Here is a 20,986-nt window from a genome sequence, read left to right as displayed (position 1 = left end):
GCGCCCGGAGATCACCCCCCAAGAATTGAAAATGCGCCGGATCGGGGTTTGTTGCTCCGTGCCGAACCACCGAGCACGTTATACTCAGCGCCTTCGGAAGGGGATCGCCATCCCTCGGCCAGACGACGTTTCCACGATGCAGGCTCTGGTGAAAGACCATTGCCTGACGAAGGCAATCAATCCGGACAGCGAGGAAGGGCGGGACCTCGCGCGCGAGTTGCTGAAGTGCTTTCAGATCGGCGTGACCAATAAAAGCAGACCAATTGAACCGCTCGCGTCCCGCATCTGACGCCGATCGAAGCTTGTGATGTATACGCGTCTACGTCGGTTGCTTCCTATGGCCCGACGCCCTCAGGACGACGGCCCCGGCCACGCCCGATGCAAGCGAGCCCGCAAGGATCCCGATCTTCACGTGATCTTGAGACGACGCATCCGGGAAGGCCAGCAGTCCGATGAACAGGCTCATCGTGAAGCCGATGCCGCAAAGCAGAGACACGCCCGTCATCTGCGACCAGGTCGCCCGCGCCGGAAGCTGCGCCAACCCGGACTTGACCAGAAGCGCCACCGTTCCAAGCACGCCTGCAAGCTTCCCCAGGAAGAGGCCGGCGGCGACGCCGATGGTCACCGGCTCCGCAAGGACGTTTGCCGACGCGCCTGCGAAGGAGACGCCGGCATTGGCGAAGCCGAATATTGGCACGATGAAGAAAGCCACCGGCTTCTGGAGTGCGTGCTCCAGTTTATGGAGCGGTGAGTCCGCGTCCGAGGCTTCGGGCGCGCCGGGGGTGACCTTCAGCGGAATGGCAAGCGCCAGGACGACTCCCGCGAGCGTGGCGTGAATCCCTGACAGGAAGACGGCGATCCATAGGAGAACTCCCAGCGCCAGATAGGCCCAGATGTTCTTCACGCCGGACCGGTTCAGGATCACCAAGTTTCCGATCAAGACGGCTGCGACGGCAAGTGCAAGAACGTTGATGTCTGCCGTATAGAAAATGGCGATGACGATCACCGCGCCGAGGTCGTCGATGATCGCCAGCGCCGCCAGGAAGATCTTCAGCGAGGCGGGCACCCTATCCCCGAGAAGGGAAAGGACGCCGAGTGCGAAGGCGATGTCGGTCGCGGTTGGAATCGCCCATCCTCTCAAGGTCGACGTGTCTGAAAGATTGAAGGCGATGTAGATCAGTGCGGGCAGCACCATTCCGCCCGCTGCAGCGGCGCCTGGAAGAATTCGTCTGCTCCAGCTCGACAGTTGTCCGTCCAGCATTTCCCGCTTGATCTCAAGGCCTACCAGCAGGAAGAAGGCGCTCATGAGGGCGTCGTTGATCCAGTGCTGTAGACTGAGCGGGCCGAGGTAGACATGCAGGGCGTGGAAGTAGACGTCTGCGGCGGGAGAGTTTGCGACGACGATCGCCAGCACGGCCACCGCCATCAGGATCAGGCCGCCCGACGCCTCGCTATCGAGAAACTGACGCAGCGTGGACTTGATGCGGCCTTGGATCGTTTTCGACACGGGTTCGCTTCTCCGATGAAGGTTGATCTCAGTCTCCGTCAATAAGGGGAATCCCCGGCGCACGCAGCACACGCGTGTCTCATAAGTAAGGACTGGATATGGGTTTGCCTAGTGAAATCGACAGGCGCGCCCGTTCTGACAAAGGCTTGAACGGCACGTCAGGCGCCTTACTTGTCGATCAGCAGCCTGAACCGGGCCGTGCATTCCGTCTCTTCCCATAGGAGGTCGCTAATGCGTCCCTCTCAAACGATATTGCTTGCCGTCACAGCAGTCGCGATCGCCGGACTGCTATACTTGGCTTTCTCCGTCGGCCATACCGTCGCCCCGCCACCCGTCTAGGAAGCGAGATGGAATGAGGCTCAAAGCCGAACCACCCAGCGACGCCGGCGGCGCCGACCGCAATTTGCCCCAGTGCAAGGAGGACCAGAGCGCGATCACTTATAGACGCCACTTATTTCTGACATGCATGCGTCTTCCACTCAAAATTGCGTTTCCCTTCCTTAGCGTGAAGCGTTAGACGCCTGCAAAGCGCGTGTGGCGGCTTCCCCGGCGCCGGCCCCTGTGCGGGAATGCTTGAAGGACGTCTCCGGCGGTCGGCTGTTAGTGGGAGGTCTTTTCAGCTGCTGGAGGCTTATCTGTAAGTATGGTTCGCCGGGCGAGTGCACCCAAGGTGAGACCCTGGACGATGATGCTGAACAACACCACCGCATAGGTGGAGGAGAGAATGGCGAGCTTGGCCGGGCTCTCCGGAACAGACAGGGCCAGCGCAATGGAGATGCCACCACGGATGCCCGCCCAGGTGAGGAATGGCACGTTCCTGGTCGACATCATATCGCTCGACCAAGCAGCCATGGCGGGCGCGCCGACGGCGATCAACCGAGCAAACAGAACAAGGGGGATGGCGACGGCCGCTATCTCCAGGGATCGTGTGTCGAATTTCAGGACGAGTACTTCGAGCCCGATCAGCAGGAAGAGAACCGAGTTGAGGATCTCGTCGATCAGCGTCCACAACCCGAACAGATAGGTCTGGGTGCGATCACTCATGGCCTTGCGCGGTCCGTGGTAGCCAATCAGCAGGCCCGCAGCGACCACGGATAACGGTCCGCTGACGTGAAGGCGATCGGCGATCGCGTAAGTGGCTGTGACAAGGGCAAGCGAGATCAGGACCTCGACCGAATAGTCGTCGATCAGGCGCATAGCCCAGTAAGCAATACCCCCGGTAACGATGCCAAGCAGGAGACCGCCGCCGCCTTCCACGAGAAGGAGTTTGATAATCGACCCGGCGGTGATGGTGCTGTCATGACCCTGCGTCGCAAACAGCAGCATCACGGTGAACAGAACAATCCCGATACCGTCATTGAAGAGTGATTCGCCCTGCATTTCGACCTCAAGATTGGCAGGCACCTTGACGTTCTTGAGGGTTGCCAGAACCGCCACGGGATCCGTAGGGCTGATGAGGGCGCCGAATACCATCGACCAGGCCAGCGGCATCTCGAGTCCGAACAGTTTTGCGATGAGCCAGAAACCGACGCCAACAATAGCGGTGGACACGATCGTTCCGAACAGGGCGAGGATAGCCACAGGCGCAGCGCGGTCGCGCATCCTGCCCAGATCGACATGCAGCGAGCCGGCAAACAGCAGAAATGCGAGCATCCCGTTCATCACCACTTCGGTAAAGTCGATCCGAAGCAAGGCCTGGGTCAGCGGCTCGAAGAGGTGCCGCTTGGGATAAGCGGCGTCGACGGCGACAAGGATCAACGACGCCCCCACACTCATCACCAGAAGGCCGATCGTGTTCGGCAGCGGCAGGTACTTGTGGTTGATCCAGCCGAGGGCGGCCGATAGAGTCAAGAGAATGGCGGAGAGTTCAAAGATCGACACATCTACCCCGAGTGATCTGTGGTTTCTATCCGGAAGCGCGGATTGGCCGGAGACCGAACGCGCTTTTGCCGATCGAGAGCACGTTCGTCGCCGAGGATGGCACAACGTACAGCTTAAAGGCATTGGCGAACGGCAGACCGATGCCGCTCATTCCGGTTCTCCATCGGAATATACGTGGCATTCGTATTGAATTGATCGATTTTTCTGATAGGTGAGCGGTGTCCCTGCTGCAGTCATTGCGGAAATGCTTGGGCTGGTCCATCCGGTTTTGAACGAAACCGCGGTCCGGGCGAACTGGGGTTCTGCAGGCGGTCTTGGCGCGCCAAACCCTGAAGCGCTCTGCCGAGTCTCACGATGGAACTTCGATGCCCTAAGACAGGGTTTCGCATTGAAACGCGCACTACCCAATACCAAACGCGGCGTCACTCTCGGGTGTAGCGACCTCACGCCGTCGATGGAGGGCCGTCCGACCGCGGCCTGCGAGGAGCAGATCCAGTTCATCCCTCGAATTGCCGAAGCGCTCGATAAGCCGGCGGGCCTCGTGCCTGCTGACGCCGTACTGCCGGCGGAGCGACGCGATGTTGTGGATCGCTTCCGGCTCATTTTGACCGTCTGTGGTTTCGTCCTGGGGCTCGCTCATGTCAAAACTGCCTTTATTATCATCCAGACGGCCATCGCGACCATCATGAGGTTTTCGGTCAGGGATATGAATCCCAAGGGAACGTTGCTGTCGCCACCAAGGCACGCGCACTTCAACTCGCGCTTCTCGACGTAGACCGCCTTGAATACTGAACAGGCGCCGATCGTACCGATGGCCAGTGCGACCGGCGAGGCGATCAGGGCCAACATCCCGCCTGCGATCATCAGCACGCCCGCGAAGGCTTCGGCGAATGGATAGATATAGGCGTAGCGAACCCAGCGCCGAGCCAGGAGATCGTAGCCGAGGAACATGTTCGTGAAACTCTCCAGGTCGCGCAGCTTTAGGATCGCCAGCTCGCACATGCTGAAGGCGGCAAACCACTCGACCGTGCGAAGCGATGCCAGAGTCCCGGCAGCACAGCCAGCTGCAATCGCCATCGATGCGGTCATCGCAAATACTGCCACGACCGGCACGTAGGAAGTGGCGTCCGGATCCTTTAGAGGATCGCCAAAGAAATTGCGAAGGTCGTCGTACCCACCGACGGGTCTGCCGTCGATGAAAATCTGCGGTGTGGTGCCAACGTCCTGGTCAGCCTTGAAGCGATCCGTTTCTTCACGGGTCCTGAGCCAGTGGTCCTCGACCCGATATCCTTCGCGTTGCAGCAGGTCGAGCGACTTGAGACCGAACGGACAGATGTGGTCCTTCATGACCATGCGGTAGATGACGGCCTTCTTGACCGGCGTCGCCATGAGCATCACGATGCTCCCGCACCGCGGGTTGACGTACGGTGGATCAGAAGGTCCGCGTCTTCGTAGGCCCACCGCGCGAACGCGTCCAACGTTTCCGACCGGGTAAAGGAAACGCCGAAGACGCTCACGCTGTAGTCGACGACGCCGCAGTCGATCCTCGCGACATATCTGCGATTGCGGCCGCCACGCGCGACGTAAGAATGGTTCGGCCTGATGAGGGTAGGCTGCATCTGCGTACTCCCTTTATCAAAAGATAATGGAGAGGCGCCCTTGCGGTTCCGCGATCCGCAAAATTTATATCACGTCATGATGAAGGTGCTTCAAAGATAGAACAGGACATAAACAGATCCGCCATAGATGCTCGCGCACATGATGGCTGCTCCGGCGAGAAAAAGCTTCACGTCCATCCCGTCAACCTCAGTTGACCGCCTGCTGGGTCTGCATTTGCGACACGACTTGGGGCGCTTCTGCGGGGATCGACGCGACAGCGAACATGACGGCGACATAGGCTGCGAATACCGTTGAAATGAAAGCCGTCTTCGTCATCGTATCATCCTTTATATCATGTGATGACATTCTTTAACGCTTCGACCATATTGTCAATCCTGAATACAGGCTGAACAAAACTGGGAGGAGGGGGCGATGACGGCCGAGAAAATATTGATTGTGGAGGACGACGCCATCCTGGCCGCCGATCTTCGCGACATAGTGACAAGCTTCGGCTACGAGACGTCCGGCGTCGCCGATAGTTTCGAGACCGCTCAAGCGCTCGCTCCGTTCAGCGATATCGCGCTTGTCGATGTCAAACTTCGAGACGGTGCAACGGGTCCCAGGGTTGGACATTATCTGGCAAGCGAGTTCGGGTTGGCAGTCGTGATGGTGACTGGCAATCCCGAGGCCATTCAAACCGGACTTCTGGGCGTCGTGGGCGTGATATCCAAGCCAGTTCATCCGCCGATGATAGGCAAGGTCCTGACCTATCTGCAGGACATCCGAAAAGGCGGCCGTGGCATTCCCCCGGGGGGATTACGACTATTAGACTGAGCTGGCAAGGGCAGGGGTATAGCGATGAAAGACATGCGCGCCGAACTCGGCCTTTGGGTCGGTCGGATCGAAACCATACTCATCGATCGGGGAGTGCTCGATGAAAAAGGACAGCTTGCCGTCGGGATAGGGCGTTCTTTCCCGCAGGAGGTAGAGGAGATTCTCGACGGCTTCATAGAGAATCCAATCGAGTTGATTGGTTTCCTGAGGATTTCGCGCGATGCGCGCGATGGAATGCCGCTGTCGCCGGCAGTCCTGACGGCGGCACATCTCATGGCGAAGGAGGTCTTGAACGTGTTGCAGCGCTCGGAATTCGATCGATAGACAGGAGCCCGGCTCGTTCAAAAAGTCATTGCCACGATCCATACGAGGACACCTATCCCGAGGATCGCGCCAATGCCGACCGTGCCATAGTTGGGTTCGTGATCCATGCCTCGTCCAGCTCACTGGCCAAGCGTGCCTGAGCGATCAAACCATACGCCGAGGAGAGTAACGAAAGACACGATCGCCAGAAAACCGGCTCACGGCGAGCAGCAGGACGCTCGGTATCTTCTTGATATCCGGCTCCGGCGGCGGCGGCCCAGGATTGAACTCCCTGATAACGGCGACGACGAAACAGAAAGCGCTGAAGACGACCAGAATCGTCCCCGTCGTGACAATGAGGATTTCCGGAACGACGTCCGCCAAGAGTGCTTTCGCTCCTATCCCGCTGGCAAGCGCCGTTAAGCCCGTTCGCATCCAGGCAGCATAGGTGCGTTCGGCGGCATAGATCGTGCGGTCGGCGGCAAGCACTGTGCGCCGGTCTGGTCCGGCCTCATCGCTGCGCTGGCTCATGCTGCCAAGCCTCCTGTCCCCCGCCGGGCGCCCATCATGGCTCGGCCTCTATCCTGACGGGTATCGATTTAGAGGCCGGCGTCTTCGAAAGCTCGTCGTGATGATCGATCGCATTAAGAACGTTGCACTCCGGATAGTAGGAACAGATCGTCCCCTTCGGCAGGGCGTGCTGTGTTACGACTAGACCGCCGAGCTCTCGCCGCCTGCCGTCCTCGAAGTCGCTGACGAGCCGCACTGTCTGTCCGGGCGCGAGGCCGGCTTCGGCGATGTCTTCGGCGCACATGAGGACGACATCGCGCGTGCCCTCGATCCCGCGGAATCGGTCGGAATATCCATAGATCGTCGTGTTGAACTGGTCGTTCGATCGCATCGTCAACAGTCGGTAACGGCCAGGTCTGTCGGGGAAGGACAGCGAGTTCAGTTGATCGGGCGTTGTGAAGACCGCCTTCTTTTCCGGGGTCTTCCAGATGCGGTCGTGCGCCGCGTTGCCACGATAGAAGCCGCCGGGTTCGTTGAGCCGCTCGTTGTACTTCGCGAAATCTTCCGGGTAGGTCTTCTCGATGAGGTCCCGCACGAGGGAGTAGTCGCCGGTCCAGTCGTCCCATGTCACTTTGGGATTTACGGGAAGGGTCGCCTTGGCGATCCCGGCAATGATGGCGAGTTCACTCTTCAGGTGCTCCGAGGCCGGGCTGCGCTTGCCGATCGAGCCGTGGATGTGGGAGAAGCTGTCCTCGATGGAAATATATTGGTTTCCGGTCGCCTGATCGTCTACCTCCGAGCGCGAGAGACATGGCAGGATATAGGCCGCCTTTGCCGGAAAGAGATGGCTTCGATTGAGCTTGGTCGAGACCATCACGGTCAGTTCCTGCTTCGCCCATGCGACTTCCATGTCCCTCTGGTCGGGGACGGCCCGAAGCAGATTGCCGCCGAGCGATACGAAGCCCTTGACGTGACCGCTCATCAAGCCCTTCACCGCGTCGACCATATGGGTGCCATCCTCCGTCGGCGGATCGAAATCGAAAAGTTCCTTCAGCTTGTCCATCGGAACCAGCTTGGTCTTTTCTGCGATGCCGACCGTACGCTGGCCTTGGACGTTAGAGTGGCCGCGCACGGGACAGACGCCTGCGCCTTCGCGCCCGATGTTGCCCCGCAGCATCAGCAGGTTGGCCAGCATCGCGATGTTGAGCGCGCCCTTCGAATGCTGTGTGAGGCCCATGCCGTATACGCCGATGACCCTCTCGGCCTCGACATATATTTGACCGGCCCGGCGGATGTCGGGCTCGGTTAGACCGCTCTCGCGCTCGATGTCGGACCAGGATGCCGTCCGGACACAGTCGACGAACCGGTCGAAGCCCGTCGTATGCTGCTCGATGAACTCGACGTCGAGGATGCGTTTAAGACCGAGCGTCTTGGCGTCGTCGTCGGCCTCGACCACCACCTTGCAGAGGCCAAGGATTGCCGCGACATCGCCGCCGCTTTGCACCTGCAGATATAGATCGGAAATTACCGTCTCTTCGCCTGTCAGCATTTGGCGCGGGCTCTGCGGATTGACGAAACTGACAAGGCCCTGCTCGATCACCGGATTGAAGGTGACGATCTTCGCCCCACGCTGCTTCGCCTCCTGGAGAGGGTGCAGGAAGCGTGGGCTGTTGCTTCCAGGATTCTGCCCGAAGAAGAACAGGCAGTCGGTCTTTTCCAGATCGTCCCAGACCACGGTACCCACCGGCGAGCCGATCACCTTGGTCAGGCCGACCGACGTCGTCTCGTGACACATGTTGGAGCTTTGCGGGAGGTTGTTGTTGCCGTAGAGACGTGCGAGCAGAGCATAGAGATAGGAGGCTTCGAGACCGGCATGGCCGGAGGAATAGAAGACGACCTCCTTTGGTTCTAGGCGCTTCAGCACGGCGCCGATGCCGGAAAACGCCTCTTCCCAACTGACTTCGACATAGCGATCCGTGTCGGCGTCGTAGCGCATCGGATGCGTAAGGCGTCCGGCCATTTCGAGGTCGTGATCTTTCCAGTCGCGAAGTTCCAGGACCGTGTGGTCGTTCCAAAAGTCGGGCTTGCACCGTGCCGAGGTCGATTCCCACAACGTCGCCTTCGCCCCGTTCTCGCAGAACCCAAAGGGATGGTAGTTTGCCGGCTTCGGCCAGGCGCAGGAAACGCACATGAAGCCGCCAGGCTTGTTCTGCTGCTTCAGGGTTTCGAGGACCGCCGGATTGGAAAGGGTCTCGCCGTAAATGCGCGCGATCGATTTCACCGATCCCCAGCCGCCGGCCGGTCCTTCGGATGCAGGGTCAGTCAGATGCTCGTTCATGAAAACCTCCACGCCGTAGGAAATGCAAACGCGCGGGCGATGCATCGGTTTCCAGGTGGCGAACTTTTAATGCGGGACGCTATCGATGTATGCTTCGATTGTTTGAGCGCCCGTGCAAAGGCGGAAGGCCCGCCCATAATGACGTCAAGGCTGATGCGCCGACGAGCGACCACGCCCAGAGGGTTTTTGAGGGGCGATAGGGTGCCGACCAGCGTTCTGCGTCCGCGATAGCTGTTATCCTGGTTTTATATCATGTCATGATACAAGAACGAAGTTGGAGATCAATCACGACGTGATAAAAAACTTTGACGGCGTCAGGCGAGCTCGGTGACCTGTCGCAGGCGGGAGAGGGATTCCGCCAGCAGCGGCTCGTTTTCGAGCATGCCATCGACGTGGATGCGGGCAAGTGCTTCAAGGACCTCCCGCCCTTTCGAGGTCAGGCTAATCATGACGCTGCGCTTATCGTCCTCCGCCGGGATACGCTCCGCCAAGCCAGCGGAACACATGCGGTCGACGAGCTGGACGGCGCCATGGTGATGCATCAGCAACTGCTCGGCGAGATCTCGAAGCCTGATCTGACGATGAGGGGTGGACCGCACCACGAGGAGGGCCTGATATTGTGGAGACGTGACGCCCGCTTCCGCAAGCGCGGCCTCGCTGAACGCCAGGAAGCGCCGCATTGCGAGCCGGAAGCCGGCCAGACCTTCATAGACTTGATCGCTCAGGGCCGCTGATTTTGAACGGGACATCGAAAAGACCTTATATGTGTCATGGTATGATATAATCGGCATGGCCACGCTGAGATAACGGTTCGCGGGCCGGTGGAGTCTGTGCGGGAGACGCTGCAAAGCAGCGGCATCGAGTCGATGCTCGCGAACCATAATCTCACCAAATACGCGTGACGACTGTGCCAAATTCGTGACGCCCCTGCATTTTGTGCGTGGGGTGGCTCGTCCTGCGATGCCAACGGAAATCAGTGCTCGTGACGGGTCTACTGCCGTTTGCTTGTGACCAAAAGCGCTGCAGCACTAAGCGGCCGTACCGAGCACAAGCAAAGCAGTCATGGCACCCTCTGGTCGGGCGGCGAGATCCGCCCTGATGACCTTTTCTACCGCAGCGACCGTTTCGAACAGAAGGCCCGGGGATCGCTCCTCGATCTCGCTGCGAAGCGGCGTGCCCTCGCAGAATGCCGCCGCGATCGTGCCGGCGTCCGGTGCTGTCGATGTCAGCTCGACGCGATCGCAGGAGACGGCCGAGAATCCTGCCGCCGACATCTGCGCTCGGATGACATCCTGATCGTAGTATGAATACGGCAGCCGGCGCAGGAACGACGGTGGGTCTGCAGGAAACAGCCTCGCCAGTGCCTCGTCCACGGCCCTGGCGAAGTCGTTGTCGTGAAGCCAGTCCCAGGTGCAAAACAGGAACCTGCCGTTCTTGCGCAGAACCCGCGCAGCTTCGCGAAACGCTGCCACCTTGTTCTGATAAAACATGACGCCGAACTGCGAGACGACCAGATCGAACATTTGCGGCCCGAAGGGCAGCTTACCAGCGTCGGCCTCCAACCAGTGGACCTCCAGCCCCTCGGTCGCCCTGCGCCCCTCAGCTGCCATGGCCGGGCTGATATCAGTCGCCACGATTTCAGCGGTTGGCATGCGAGAGCGAAGCGCGCGTGTCAGGACGCCGGTGCCGGCTGCGACTTCGAGGATGTTTGCTGGACGGGATCGGGCGGCATACTCGACCATGTGCACGGCATAGGGATCGAAGAGGATCGGAGAGAGTAACGTTTCGTAGCTGGAAACGAGGCGATCGTTGAACGTCGGATTCAACCAGCCGGAGGTCTGCTGCGTCTCGATCATACCAAACCTCCGCGATCAGTGGAACGTGGGCACTGCGACACGAGAAGCGCTGATTCCGTCGAGAACCGCAATCAGTTTCTCGAACTCGATTAAGATGCCGAGGAGCTCTGCTGTGTCCATTGCTGCAATCTCGTCCAGAGACGTCTTGACGGACGCAATGAGGGTGTCGATCCAGAAGCGTTTGTCCGGCCGCACGCCCTCAAGCGCCGTCGTGCGGTAGGCTTCAAGCTGTCCGAGTATTCGCTCGATCAGGCCCAGGCGGCTCTGACGATCAAGCTGTGGCAGAACAAGGCACGCATCACGGATATCGGTCGCCAGCGTCATTCGGGTCCTCCCCAGGGCAGATCAACAGCTAACACAACCGTCGCGTTTGATCATCCGGACTTTGGTCCGGGATCGCAGCTTGGTCCGCATCCGTACAAAGCGCGGCCGATCAGGTCCCCGAGCCGCAATCGTCTATCAGTCAGAAGCACCGTCCGGCATTACAGGCTTCCGAAAGTGCCCGCGACAACTGGGTCTGACTGAACGGCTTCGACAATCGGACGACATCGCTCAGAAGCTCGGCCCCCTCGGGAAGCTCGGCGTAGCCTGTCGCTAGAATCAATGGAAGGCTCGGATACTGCTGCCTTACGCGCCTGCAGAGCTCTGCGCCGGTCATGTGGGGCATGGCATGGTCCGTGATCACGACAGCAGGGAGCTCACCACTATCCAATATCGTCATGGCCTCCGCCCCGGAGGACGCCTGCATGGTTTCCATGCCGAGATCCTCAAGTAAGAGGACTGTGTTCATGAGCACCAGCGCGTCATCATCGACCACCAGGACCGTCATGGCGGTTGGCGCGGGATCAAACACGGTCTCGGGGGTAGAAGCGGCCAATGTCGACGGCTCCCCTGACACCGGAAGCCAAAGCTCGGCTGTCGTGCCGACACCCGGTTTAGACTTCAGCACCAGTTGTCCGCCGCACTGTGCCATGAGCCCCTGGACCATCGCGAGACCCAATCCTGTGCCCTTGCCGACGCCTTTCGTCGTGAAGAATGGTTGGCTGGCATTTGCGAGTGTCTCTGCATCCATCCCCTCTCCCTGATCGGCAATCGAAAGGCAGACGTAGTCGCCTGTCGCGAGCGAGTTAGCACTGCCTGTTGTCACATACCGCCGCTCCGCCGTGATGGCGATTTCGCCACCATCCGGCATTGCATCGCGCGCATTCACGACGAGGTTGAGGAGCGCACTCTCCAACTGATTGGCGTCGGTAAGCACGGGGGGAAGATCAGCTGGAAACGCGGTGTTGATGACAACCTCCGGGCCGATCGTTCGACGCATCAGGTCTGCCATCCCGCCGACAAGGTCGGGAACGCGTAGCGAGTCGATCTTCAGCTCTTGCCGCCGTGCGAACGCCAGAAGCCGTTGCGTCAACGTTGCGCCGCGCTGGGCGCCCTGAATGGCATTTTCGATGAGGTCTAGGACGTCCGGCCTGACGGCTCGCTTCCTGGCAATCTCGAGGCTGCCCAGGATCGCCGTCAGGAGATTGTTGAAGTCGTGGGCCAAGCCGCCTGTCAGCTGCCCGACCGCCTCCAATTTGTGAGCCTGAACCATGGCCTCCTGAGCCGCGCGCTTTTCGCTGATATCGCGCGTGATCTTGGCGAAGCCGATCAGGTTCCCGTCAGCGTTTCGGATCGGATCGACGATGACGTTCGCCCAAAACTTGGATCCATCCTTGCGCAGCCGCCATCCCTCACGCTCGAAGCGACCGTCGGCTTCAGCGATCCTGAGCGCCTCTTCCGGGAAACCCTTTGCGCGGTCTTCCTCGGTATAGAAGGTCGAGAAGTGGCGACCGATGATCTCGGCCTCGGAATATCCTTTCAGCCGCTCCGCTCCCGGGTTCCAACTCGTGATGTTGCCTGCCGGGTCCAGCATGTAGATTGCATAATCGGTGATTGCTTCGATCAGCAGGCGGTAGCGCTGCTCAATGCTGGGGTTTGGTCCCTGTGTCATTCGACTGCAATCTTCCCGGTAAAAAATCGTGAACTGCAAACCCGTGGTTACCCCACGCTATCTAGTGCGTCTATCAAAATGCGCCACGGACCTTGGTCGAATTGATGCATTTTAATCATTGGAAAGAGACTTCATTTGCCATTGGTTGGCAGGACGCTGGACAAACAGGGAGCAAACACCAGCTTGTAGCTACACGTATCCAAAAAGGGCAAAGATGCCCGTCCAATCCAATAATGACTTAGTTAACACCTGCGACGAAAAGTGATGACGGACCTTCTTGATAAGCTGGAACGCCTCAGGGCTCCCGCACTACTGGTTGGCGCGGACGACCTGATTATCTTCGCGACCGCAAGTGCGCAGGATATTCTTCTCGACGTCGATGTGACGGACATGCCGGCAGCAAGCTTCCTGTGTGACTGGGATCGCTGCCGCGAGCTGCGCGCCAATCCGGAAACGAAGACCGTGGAAGTGTTTCTCCGGAGTGGACAGTACCGGTCGATGTCGGCTGCCGTCTTCAATACGAAGTTTCGCAGGAGACCGGTGTCGGGGGTCGTGCTGTTTCCAGATAGCCAGAACGCCTCGTGCACTCCGTTCCGGAGGCGCTCTTAGCCGCCCAATACGTGTTTGGTCGCACAGCCGACCTGGCGGGCAAGTCCGCCAGATCATCATCATCCGACATCAGCTCGCCCACGAGACGTTTCCGTTCGTCTTCGCGAAGACCCGCCATTCATGGTCGAACGTGAACCTGCCGCACATGCCCTTACGCTCTCCCGCTTCTGAGGCCCGCCAGATCGCGTTCCAGATCACGATTTGCGAGCTCCGAAAGCATGAGGTTGTCCGCCAGCTCCACGAGTGCGGCCCAAACTTCTTCCGGTGTCCAACCCGCGTCAACGCCCGCCAAAGCAACCGCGGCCACGACGTCGTCCTGGCTTCCTGACACCGCAGGAAACGGTCGGGATGCCCGTCGGCGGGAGGGGAAGGGATACGGTCCATGGCGGTGAACTGTCTTGCCCAATCTCGGCGTCAAGGGACCCGTCTTGCGAACGTCGCCGGCATCTTCGTGAGACGATCGCTTTTCCGTCAACTCTCCTGGCGCGTCCAGACCTTGCAGATGGCTGTTTCCGTTTGCCGGTACGTCTTGAAGCCCATGCGCTCGTAGTAAGCCTGGGCGACAGCGTTCGCGTTGCCTATGAAAGCTTCGATTTTCGTCAGTCCCGTACTGATCGCAGCCTGCTCACTCGCCGCAAATAGTCTGGTTCCGACGCCGCCTCGTGCGGCATCCGGTGAAACGTGCGTACCAATGATACCCCAGCCGGCCGGCGTGCCGTACGGATTGCCATCGACGGCGCGGATCAGGGACTGGAACCCGAGGATGATACCGTCGTCGTCTTCGGCAAGAGTGCAGCATATGCTCAGCGGATTGTCGACATAGTGCTCCCGAACGTAGTCGATCTCTGCCGGCATCGTTCGCTTGCCGGCCTCGACCAGATTTTCGAGAAGTTCGCTCATCGCGTCCACGTCGCTGCTGGTCGCTTCCCTGACTTTCATCGACACGCTCCAGCGCTAAGTCAGGCGCCGCGGACGCCCTCGGCCCGTGACTTGCCGGTCCGGCGATCCTGGCCCACCTCGTAGGAAACCCTCTGGCCATCCCGCAGAAGCGTCGAACCCTGCACTGCGCTCACGTGAACGAACACGTCCTGACCGCCTTCGTCCGGTGTGATGAAGCCAAAGCCCTTTTCCTGGTTGAAAAACTTGACCGTGCCGTAAGCCACTAGCGATCCCCCTGATGTCGCGCAGGCATTTCATAGCCTCTCAACAAGTGGGCCGCAACAGGGGTACAGTCGCAACAAGGAGGCGGCCAAGCGATGAACCGGAAGAAAGGCAAAAGCGCGCCCAGGCAAGCAAGGGCACCGACGAGGAGGACAAAGCGAAGCGTCGGAGCGCAGGAAGAACGGCTGCCCGTGCCGAGCGACGATCTCTCACCCCTCGCTCGGCCTATGGCGACAACCGCTTTCGGCCTTGTCGTCGTCACCGAGGTCACCGGCGAACTCGTCGATCCGGAAGAGATCGCCGAATATCAGCCGTGGTGACTTATGGTCACCTCAGGCTCGATGGCCTGGTTTGCAGGGCATCTCCGAGTTCCAGCTGCACATAATCCGCCCCGGCTAAGCGGCGGTTGACTTCTTCCATATATCCATTATTCTGGATATATGGAAAGCAGAAGCGCAATAGCGGCCCTTGCGGCCTTGGCCCAGAACACCCGCCTGGAGACGTTCCGTCTGCTCGTGCGGCACGAACCGGAGGGAATTCCGGCAGGTGAGCTCGCACGGCTCCTCGATGTCCCGCAGAACACAATGTCGGCGCATCTTGCGACGCTTTCCCGTGCAGGGTTGGTGAGGAGCGAGCGCCAGAGCCGATCAATCATCTACCGGGCCGACCTGAACGGCTTGCGCGACCTGACACTATTCCTGCTGAAGGATTGTTGCGGCGGATCGACGGAGCTTTGCGCTCCTTTGATCGCAGAACTGACGCCGTGCTGCGCGCCGGGGGCGACCCCATGCTGAGCGTGATCGCATTGCACGAAGTGGCCGGTAGCGACGCTCGTCTTCGCGAAGCGCTCCGTGCGGCGGATCTCCCAACCGATGACATTGAAGACGATGGCCGCGCATTCTTTGAAGCAGCCTCAGGCGACGGCCAAACGATCGGATATGCCGGCCTCGAACGCTGCGCCGGCGATTGTCTGCTGCGGTCTGTTGTCGTTCTGCCGGCACATCGGGGTCATGGGGTCGGCCGAGCCATCGTCGAGGCAACGCTGCGCGACGTCGATGGCAATGTCTTCCTCGCGACCACTAGCGCCGCCCCGTTCTTCTCCGCCATCGGGTTTTCCGAAGTTCCTCGGGCCGAAGCCGGCTGCGGTGATGGCGACCCGCCAACTATCATCCATTTGCCCATCGTCGGCGACCATCATGAAGCTCAACAGGCCTCCGATGACCACGGACCACGACCATGACTGACAAGACCGATAACGTGCTGTTCCTCTGCACGGGCAATTCCGCTCGCTCTATTCTCGCCGAGTCCATCCTTAACAAGGAGGGTGGCGGCAGGTCTAAAGCCTATTCCGCCGGCAGCCAGCCGAAGGGCGAGGTCAATCCACACGCGCTGAAGGAGTTGGAAACGCTCGGCTACTCATCGACGGGTATCTCGTCGAAGAGTTGGGACGTGTTCGCCGAGACAGGTAGCCCGGAGATTGATTTCATCTTCACCATCTGCGACAGCGCAGCCGGCGAAGCGTACCCGGTATGGATTGGCCATCCGATGACCGCCCATTGGGGCGTCGACGATCCCGCGGCCGTCGTCGGAACTGAAGTTGAGATCCGGCGTGCCTTCGCCCAAGCTGCCCGGTTTCTGAAGAATCGGATCACCGCCTTCCTCAACCTAGCCGTCGCCTCGATCGACCGCCTGCCCCTCGAGCAGCACGTTCGCCAGATCGGTTCATTGGAAGGCGCATCGGTCAAATCCCCGAAGGCCGAGTAAGATGTCGACATTTGGACGATACCTGACTGTTTGGGTCTTCCTCTGCATCGCCGTCGGCGTTGCTCTTGGTCACCTGATGCCCGGCGTCTTCCAGGTCATCGGGGGCGCCGAGATTGCCAAGCTCAACATCCCGGTCGCGGTCCTTATTTGGCTGATGATCATCCCTATGCTGCTGAAGGTCGATTTCCGGTCGTTGGCGCGGGTCGGCTCCTACTGGCGCGGGATCGGCGTCACGCTGATCATCAACTGGGCGATCAAGCCATTCTCCATGGCTTTGCTGGGATGGCTTTTCGTCGGCTGGCTATTCCGACCCTATCTGCCGGCCGACCGGATCGACTCTTATATCGCAGGCCTGATCATCCTTGCCGCAGCACCTTGCACGGCCATGGTCTTCGTCTGGTCGAACCTGACGCGGGGTGAGCCGCTGTTCACCCTCTCGCAAGTGGCCTTGAACGACGCGATCATGGTCGTCGCCTTCGCGCCGATCGTCGGCGTGCTGCTCGGTCTCTCAGCCATCACCGTGCCGTGGGCGACGCTTGCCCTGTCGGTCGCGCTCTACATCGTGGTTCCCGTCATCATCGCCCAGGTGCTGCGGAACTACTTGACAGCCGACGGCGCAACAGGCGCGCTCGATCGCTTGCTTGCGAATCTGCATCCGCTATCGCTCGTGGCGCTGCTCGCCACGCTCGTGCTTCTTTTCGCCTTCCAGGGCGAGCAGATCATCGCTCAGCCGGCCATCATAGCGTTGTTGGCCGTGCCGATCCTGATCCAGGTCTATCTTAACTCCGGACTGGCCTACCTCTTGAACCGCATGGCAGGCGAGCGTCACTGCGTCGCGGGGCCGTCAGCGCTCATCGGTGCCAGCAACTTCTTCGAACTTGCGGTTGCCGCCGCCATTAGCCTCTTCGGGTTTCAGTCGGGCGCGGCACTCGCCACCGTCGTCGGTGTCCTGATCGAGGTGCCCGTAATGCTATCGGTCGTCTGGATCGTGAACCGCTCGAAGGGTTGGTACGAGGCATCGCCCGCCGTTTCCCGCAACACCACCATCGAAAGGCCCTGACCATGGACGCCACCATCTATCACAATCCGGCCTGCGGCACGTCTCGCAACACGCTGGCGCTGATCCGTGCCGCCGGGATCGAACCCACCGTCATCGAGTACCTGCAGAACCCGCCCTCGCGCGAGCAGCTCTCGAAGATGATCGCAGATGCCGGCCTGACGGTCCGCGAAGCGATCCGTGAGAAGGACACGCCCTATGCGGAACTCGGCCTCAACCATCCGGGCCGAACGGATGAGCAGTTGCTGGACGCGATGATTGCCACCCCGATCCTGATCAACCGGCCACTCGTCGTCACGCCGCTGGGCACCCGGCTGGCTCGCCCGTCGGAGATCGTGCTCGACATCCTGCCTGCCGACGCCTTCAAAGGACCGTTCACGAAGGAAGACGGCGAACAGGTCCTCGACCGGGAAGGAAAGCCCATTGTCTGAGACATTTCCCGCTTTGCAGGACGACCATCTTCAGCCCATCGCACCGGAATCTCTGCAGCCGGCATTCTCGACTCACAAGCCGAGAATCCTGATCCTGTATGGATCGCTACGGGAAGTGTCCTATAGCCGCCTCCTTGCATTCGAAGTCCGTCGGCTGCTTGAACGCCTCGGATGCGAGGTTCGGATATTCGATCCGGCGGGATTGCCGCTCCCGGACGAGGCACCCGTCAGCCATCCCAAGGTTCAGGAACTGCGCGACCTTTCCCTATGGTCGGAAGGCCAGGTGTGGATCAGCCCGGAGCGCCACGGCGCGATGACCGGCATCATGAAGGCGCAGATCGACTGGATCCCGCTGTCGCTCGGCTCCGTCCGTCCGACGCAGGGCAAGACGCTGGCGGTGATGGAGGTCTCCGGCGGTAGCCAGTCCTTCAACGCTGTGAACCAGTTGCGCATCCTCGGCCGCTGGATGCGGATGATCACCATTCCCAATCAGAGCAGCGTTGCGAAGGCGTTTCAGGAATTCGACACCGATGGCCGGATGAAACCATCTTCCTACTATGACCGCGTCGTCGATGTCTGCGAGGAACTGGTGAAGTTCACGCTCATGACCCGCGATGCCTCGTCCTACCTCACCGACCGATATAGCGAGCGGAAGGAAGAAGCAGCCGAGCTGGAGAAGCGGGTTTCGCTCAAGTCGATCTGACGCATCAAGCCGTCGCGGTGGCAGGCTGCTGGCAGGACGCTGCCACCGCGACGAATGCCGCGATGCTGATCGCCCCGAGACATGCGTGTGCGACGAGGGCGCCGCTCAGCCCGAGATTCTCCATGGCCGCCGCGAACACGAAGGGCGCGCCGGCGCCGACCGCCAGACGGGCGGCCGCCATCTTACCTGTGATCGCACCATATCCGTCCGATCCGAAGAGATAGAGCGGCAGGCTCCCCTGCGCGATGCTGTTGATGCCGGAACCGAGCCCGAGGCAAATGGCGAAGGCGACCGCACCTGGCAGCCAGTTGCCTGTCATCAGCAGGACCAGGACGCCGAAGACAATCAGCACGGCCGAGAGGACGGCAAGCCCTGGCGGCGACAGGTTCTTCCCAAACACCATGTTGATCAGGCGGCTCAGCACCTGCGCCTGCCCGAACAGCGAACCAATCACGACGGCGGTCGCACCCAGCCCGATCGATCCCAGCATCGGCACCATATGGGCAAGGATCGCGGCAAGCGTGAAGCCGAGGAGCGCGAACGCAAATGAGACCATGACCATGGCGCGGCGGCGTGCATGCGGCGGGATTGCGCCGATGACCGTCTCGCGCTGCCGGATGGATGTTTCGCCTGCCTTCTTTCCGAGGCTTCGGATCCAGAAGTGCAGCAGCATACAGAGAAACAGGTTCAACGCTGCAAAGACGAGGTAGATCTCCCGCCAGGACAGATAGGCGGTGAGCGTGGCCGATATCGGCCGGAAGATCGTCGAGGCAAAGCCGCCGATTAGCGTCAGATAGGTGATGCTGCGTAAGGCTGTGCGGGGATCGCTTTCGACCAGTGCTGCGAATGCCGCTTGATACTGGACCATGCCGGACGAAACCTCGAGTAGGATGATAGCGACGGCGAAGATCGCGACCGAGGGCGACCAGGCGCATAGGGCGAGCGTGACTGCGGCAAGGGCCGAGCCGTTCGTCATGATCGTCGCGGCGCCGATCTTGTCTGCTTGCCGATATAGGTGGCCGACAGGCCACCGATGAACAGTGACACGGAGAAGACGCAAAAAACTTCCGCCAGCGACAAGCCGAGATTGGCCGCCATGCCGGACGCCAGGATGCTGAAGCTGTAATGGGTGCCGTAACCGATGAACTGCGTCACGCCCAGAGCCGAGACGAGCCCGGCCGGAATTTTCGAGCTACGCAACGACGTCATCCTTGCCGGCCGGGATGCAGCAGTCATAGAACCGAGGTACACAGCGATGCTCAAGACAGATAACTCTGCGCTCGCCGGTAAGCGAGCACTCGTGACGGCGGCCGCTCGCGGCATCGGTGCCGCCGTGGCGTTATAGCTTGCCGAAGATGGCGCCGACGTTGCCGTAACTTTCGAGAAGTCCTCCGAATACGCCAGTGCCGTTATCGCGGAGATCCACGCGATGGGCCGCAAGGCTGTTGCCATTCAAGCAGACCCCGCGCTTGCCGAATCTGCGACGGCTGCCGTCGAGCAAGCAGTCGAGGAATTTGGCGGGCTCGACATTCTGGTCAACAACGCCGGAGTCCTATTCGCAGGCTATTTCTCGACGCAGCCGCTGCGAGAGATTGACCTCGTCGGCGGTCTCGCAACGAGCTACAAGTCGACCGACCGGGCGTGCGGATTCCATTGCGACGGACGCTAAGCGCTCATCCAGATGGCTTGTGCGAGCCAGCGTATCACTGCGCTGAGCCACAACGCCTAGCAGCCAATATCAAGCGCGCCTCCGACAGCCTAGGAGTTGCCGATGTTTCTCTAAGGCAATGGCTCCGCCATCTCGTTCAACTGCCGCTGCAGGCGTCCTCTGGCATCGTTGACGGTCTGGCAGGTTATCTCGTCAACTGGCCATTTTGGCGCGGAGAGCAACGGCCGGCTGGTCAACGTCAGATCCCCGCAAGGATTGATCACTGACTGATCTCACACCGTCTCCGTTTCGGCGATCGCGTCCGTCGCGCGCTTTGGGGTGGGCGTGACGAGATCGGCTCAGGTTGCAATCCCGAGAGAGCACAGGTTGGAGCGTTCCCAACGGCCTACATGGTCGATAGCGCTTCTGGGAGTAATGACTTTGTCGGACAGGAGACAGACAGGTTTGCCAGGCCATTAATCCCCTCGTCGCCCCACGAGGGCTTTAATCGGGATTAAAATCATGAAGCTGAAACTCATCGCTGCACTTGCAATGTCTGCTGCAACTCCGGCCGTCGCCTTCGCCAGCCCGAGCTGCACAACGGAACCGAAGTCCAAATGGATGTCCGAGGACGCCATGAAGGCCAAGATCGATGCGCTTGGTTACAAGGTCAAGACGTTTGAGATCACCGGCAGCTGCTACGAGATCTACGGCAAGGACAAGGACGGCAAGCGCGCCGAAGTCTACTTCAACCCGGTGTCCGGCGAGATCGTTCAGAAGGGTGATTAGCCC

25 protein-coding genes and 2 pseudogenes are annotated in these 20,986 nt (G+C 60.2%); 12 read left to right on the top strand and 15 right to left on the bottom strand.

Going from position 1 to position 20,986, the window contains the following annotated elements:
- Positions 1–136: 136 nt before the first annotated feature.
- Complete coding sequence (locus ACODR6_RS11450; RefSeq protein ID WP_246777704.1) at positions 137–289, top strand: hypothetical protein; 153 nt, start codon at positions 137–139, stop codon at positions 287–289.
- A gap of 30 nt (positions 290–319) precedes the next feature.
- Here ACODR6_RS11450 and nhaA read toward each other — a convergent pair whose 3' ends face one another.
- The 6 genes from nhaA to ACODR6_RS11420 form a co-directional block, all read right to left on the bottom strand.
- The gene (nhaA, locus tag ACODR6_RS11445) at positions 320–1,507 is read right to left on the bottom strand and encodes a Na+/H+ antiporter NhaA (protein WP_203431375.1); all 1,188 of its coding nucleotides are present in this window, start codon (positions 1,505–1,507) and stop codon (positions 320–322) included.
- 600 nt (positions 1,508–2,107) lie between these two features.
- Positions 2,108–3,388, bottom strand: a complete 1,281-nt coding sequence (locus ACODR6_RS11440) for a cation:proton antiporter (RefSeq protein ID WP_246777703.1) — start codon at positions 3,386–3,388, stop codon at positions 2,108–2,110.
- Between the two features lie 25 nt (positions 3,389–3,413).
- Positions 3,414–3,539, bottom strand: a complete 126-nt coding sequence (locus ACODR6_RS11435; protein ID WP_281438229.1) for a hypothetical protein — start codon at positions 3,537–3,539, stop codon at positions 3,414–3,416.
- A gap of 249 nt (positions 3,540–3,788) precedes the next feature.
- Positions 3,789–4,028, bottom strand: a complete 240-nt coding sequence (locus tag ACODR6_RS11430) for a hypothetical protein (protein ID WP_130279783.1) — start codon at positions 4,026–4,028, stop codon at positions 3,789–3,791.
- Positions 4,025–4,777 carry a MauE/DoxX family redox-associated membrane protein gene (locus ACODR6_RS11425; RefSeq protein WP_207225169.1) on the bottom strand — a complete coding sequence of 251 codons (753 nt, stop codon included), beginning with the start codon at positions 4,775–4,777 and terminating at the stop codon, positions 4,025–4,027. Before ACODR6_RS11425 ends, ACODR6_RS11430 begins: the two co-directional genes overlap by 4 nt.
- Positions 4,778–5,194: 417 nt before the next feature.
- Entirely contained in the window at positions 5,195–5,323 is a 129-nt protein-coding gene (locus tag ACODR6_RS11420) for a hypothetical protein (protein WP_281438228.1), read from the bottom strand.
- 63 nt (positions 5,324–5,386) lie between these two features.
- Here ACODR6_RS11420 and ACODR6_RS11415 point away from each other — a divergent pair, with 63 nt between their 5' ends.
- Together ACODR6_RS11415 and ACODR6_RS11410 are read left to right on the top strand one after the other, a co-directional pair.
- Entirely contained in the window at positions 5,387–5,821 is a 435-nt protein-coding gene (locus ACODR6_RS11415) for a response regulator (RefSeq protein WP_449099205.1), read from the top strand.
- Positions 5,822–5,845: 24 nt separating this feature from the next.
- The gene (locus ACODR6_RS11410) at positions 5,846–6,145 is read left to right on the top strand and encodes a hypothetical protein (protein ID WP_203431373.1); all 300 of its coding nucleotides are present in this window, start codon (positions 5,846–5,848) and stop codon (positions 6,143–6,145) included.
- Positions 6,146–6,289: 144 nt separating this feature from the next.
- On the opposite strand, the gene ACODR6_RS11405 is transcribed toward ACODR6_RS11410, so the two are convergent.
- The 6 genes from ACODR6_RS11405 to ACODR6_RS11380 all read right to left on the bottom strand — a co-directional run bounded on the left by ACODR6_RS11405 (position 6,290) and on the right by ACODR6_RS11380 (position 12,821).
- On the bottom strand, positions 6,290–6,655 hold the full coding sequence (locus tag ACODR6_RS11405) for a DUF202 domain-containing protein (RefSeq protein WP_246777702.1): 366 nt from the start codon (positions 6,653–6,655) through the stop codon (positions 6,290–6,292).
- A 34-nt stretch (positions 6,656–6,689) separates the two neighbouring features.
- The gene (locus tag ACODR6_RS11400; protein WP_449099163.1) at positions 6,690–8,972 is read right to left on the bottom strand and encodes an FdhF/YdeP family oxidoreductase; all 2,283 of its coding nucleotides are present in this window, start codon (positions 8,970–8,972) and stop codon (positions 6,690–6,692) included.
- Between the two features lie 314 nt (positions 8,973–9,286).
- Positions 9,287–9,721, bottom strand: coding sequence for a MarR family winged helix-turn-helix transcriptional regulator (locus tag ACODR6_RS11395; RefSeq protein WP_112717566.1), 435 nt, complete (start codon positions 9,719–9,721; stop codon positions 9,287–9,289).
- 279 nt (positions 9,722–10,000) lie between these two features.
- A complete protein-coding gene (locus tag ACODR6_RS11390) occupies positions 10,001–10,828 on the bottom strand; it encodes a class I SAM-dependent methyltransferase (protein WP_112717192.1) in 828 nt (275 codons plus the stop codon).
- 15 nt (positions 10,829–10,843) lie between these two features.
- Positions 10,844–11,152: a hypothetical protein gene (locus tag ACODR6_RS11385; protein ID WP_148194953.1), complete on the bottom strand. Its 309-nt coding sequence runs from the start codon at positions 11,150–11,152 to the stop codon at positions 10,844–10,846.
- A 139-nt stretch (positions 11,153–11,291) separates the two neighbouring features.
- Positions 11,292–12,821, bottom strand: coding sequence for a PAS domain-containing sensor histidine kinase (locus tag ACODR6_RS11380; protein WP_112717188.1), 1,530 nt, complete (start codon positions 12,819–12,821; stop codon positions 11,292–11,294).
- 264 nt (positions 12,822–13,085) lie between these two features.
- Between ACODR6_RS11380 and ACODR6_RS11375 the strand changes: the two genes are divergently transcribed.
- Complete coding sequence (locus ACODR6_RS11375) at positions 13,086–13,430, top strand: hypothetical protein (protein ID WP_203431372.1); 345 nt, start codon at positions 13,086–13,088, stop codon at positions 13,428–13,430.
- A gap of 471 nt (positions 13,431–13,901) precedes the next feature.
- Here the strand turns inward: ACODR6_RS11375 and ACODR6_RS11370 are convergent, their stop codons facing one another.
- Both ACODR6_RS11370 and ACODR6_RS11365 read right to left on the bottom strand, forming a co-directional pair.
- Positions 13,902–14,369, bottom strand: coding sequence for a GNAT family N-acetyltransferase (locus ACODR6_RS11370; RefSeq protein ID WP_203431371.1), 468 nt, complete (start codon positions 14,367–14,369; stop codon positions 13,902–13,904).
- Between the two features lie 20 nt (positions 14,370–14,389).
- Complete coding sequence (locus ACODR6_RS11365; protein WP_112717180.1) at positions 14,390–14,593, bottom strand: cold-shock protein; 204 nt, start codon at positions 14,591–14,593, stop codon at positions 14,390–14,392.
- 438 nt (positions 14,594–15,031) lie between these two features.
- On the opposite strand from ACODR6_RS11365, the gene ACODR6_RS11360 reads away from it, so the two are divergent.
- From ACODR6_RS11360 to arsH, 6 genes are read left to right on the top strand one after another with little or no spacing between them, the layout of a single operon-like run.
- Positions 15,032–15,385: an ArsR/SmtB family transcription factor gene (locus ACODR6_RS11360; protein WP_148194956.1), complete on the top strand. Its 354-nt coding sequence runs from the start codon at positions 15,032–15,034 to the stop codon at positions 15,383–15,385.
- Positions 15,379–15,831: a GNAT family N-acetyltransferase gene (locus ACODR6_RS11355; RefSeq protein ID WP_246777701.1), complete on the top strand. Its 453-nt coding sequence runs from the start codon at positions 15,379–15,381 to the stop codon at positions 15,829–15,831. Before ACODR6_RS11360 ends, ACODR6_RS11355 begins: the two co-directional genes overlap by 7 nt.
- Entirely contained in the window at positions 15,828–16,355 is a 528-nt protein-coding gene (locus ACODR6_RS11350) for an arsenate reductase ArsC (RefSeq protein ID WP_203431370.1), read from the top strand. The genes ACODR6_RS11355 and ACODR6_RS11350 overlap by 4 nt, the downstream gene beginning before the upstream one ends.
- Position 16,356: 1 nt before the next feature.
- Positions 16,357–17,415 carry an ACR3 family arsenite efflux transporter gene (gene arsB / locus ACODR6_RS11345; protein WP_203431369.1) on the top strand — a complete coding sequence of 353 codons (1,059 nt, stop codon included), beginning with the start codon at positions 16,357–16,359 and terminating at the stop codon, positions 17,413–17,415.
- Between the two features lie 2 nt (positions 17,416–17,417).
- Complete coding sequence (gene arsC, locus ACODR6_RS11340; RefSeq protein WP_203431368.1) at positions 17,418–17,843, top strand: arsenate reductase (glutaredoxin); 426 nt, start codon at positions 17,418–17,420, stop codon at positions 17,841–17,843.
- Positions 17,836–18,546 (top strand): arsenical resistance protein ArsH, encoded by a 711-nt coding sequence (gene arsH / locus ACODR6_RS11335; RefSeq protein WP_162708705.1) that lies wholly within the window; start codon positions 17,836–17,838, stop codon positions 18,544–18,546. The genes arsC and arsH overlap by 8 nt, the downstream gene beginning before the upstream one ends.
- Positions 18,547–18,550: 4 nt before the next feature.
- On the opposite strand, the pseudogene arsK reads toward arsH, so the two are convergent.
- Positions 18,551–19,755: pseudogene (arsK, locus tag ACODR6_RS11330) on the bottom strand (arsenite efflux MFS transporter ArsK).
- Between the two features lie 148 nt (positions 19,756–19,903).
- Here arsK and ACODR6_RS11325 point away from each other — a divergent pair.
- Positions 19,904–20,215 (top strand): annotated as a pseudogene (locus ACODR6_RS11325) (SDR family NAD(P)-dependent oxidoreductase); the annotation flags it as partial.
- Between the two features lie 501 nt (positions 20,216–20,716).
- Complete coding sequence (locus tag ACODR6_RS11320) at positions 20,717–20,983, top strand: PepSY domain-containing protein (protein ID WP_112717164.1); 267 nt, start codon at positions 20,717–20,719, stop codon at positions 20,981–20,983.
- Positions 20,984–20,986: the final 3 nt, after the last annotated feature.

The organism is Rhizobium sp. FG96, assembly GCF_057808655.1.
Note: the sequence above shows the minus strand (reverse complement) of the source record. Positions and strands in the feature narration are given on the sequence as shown.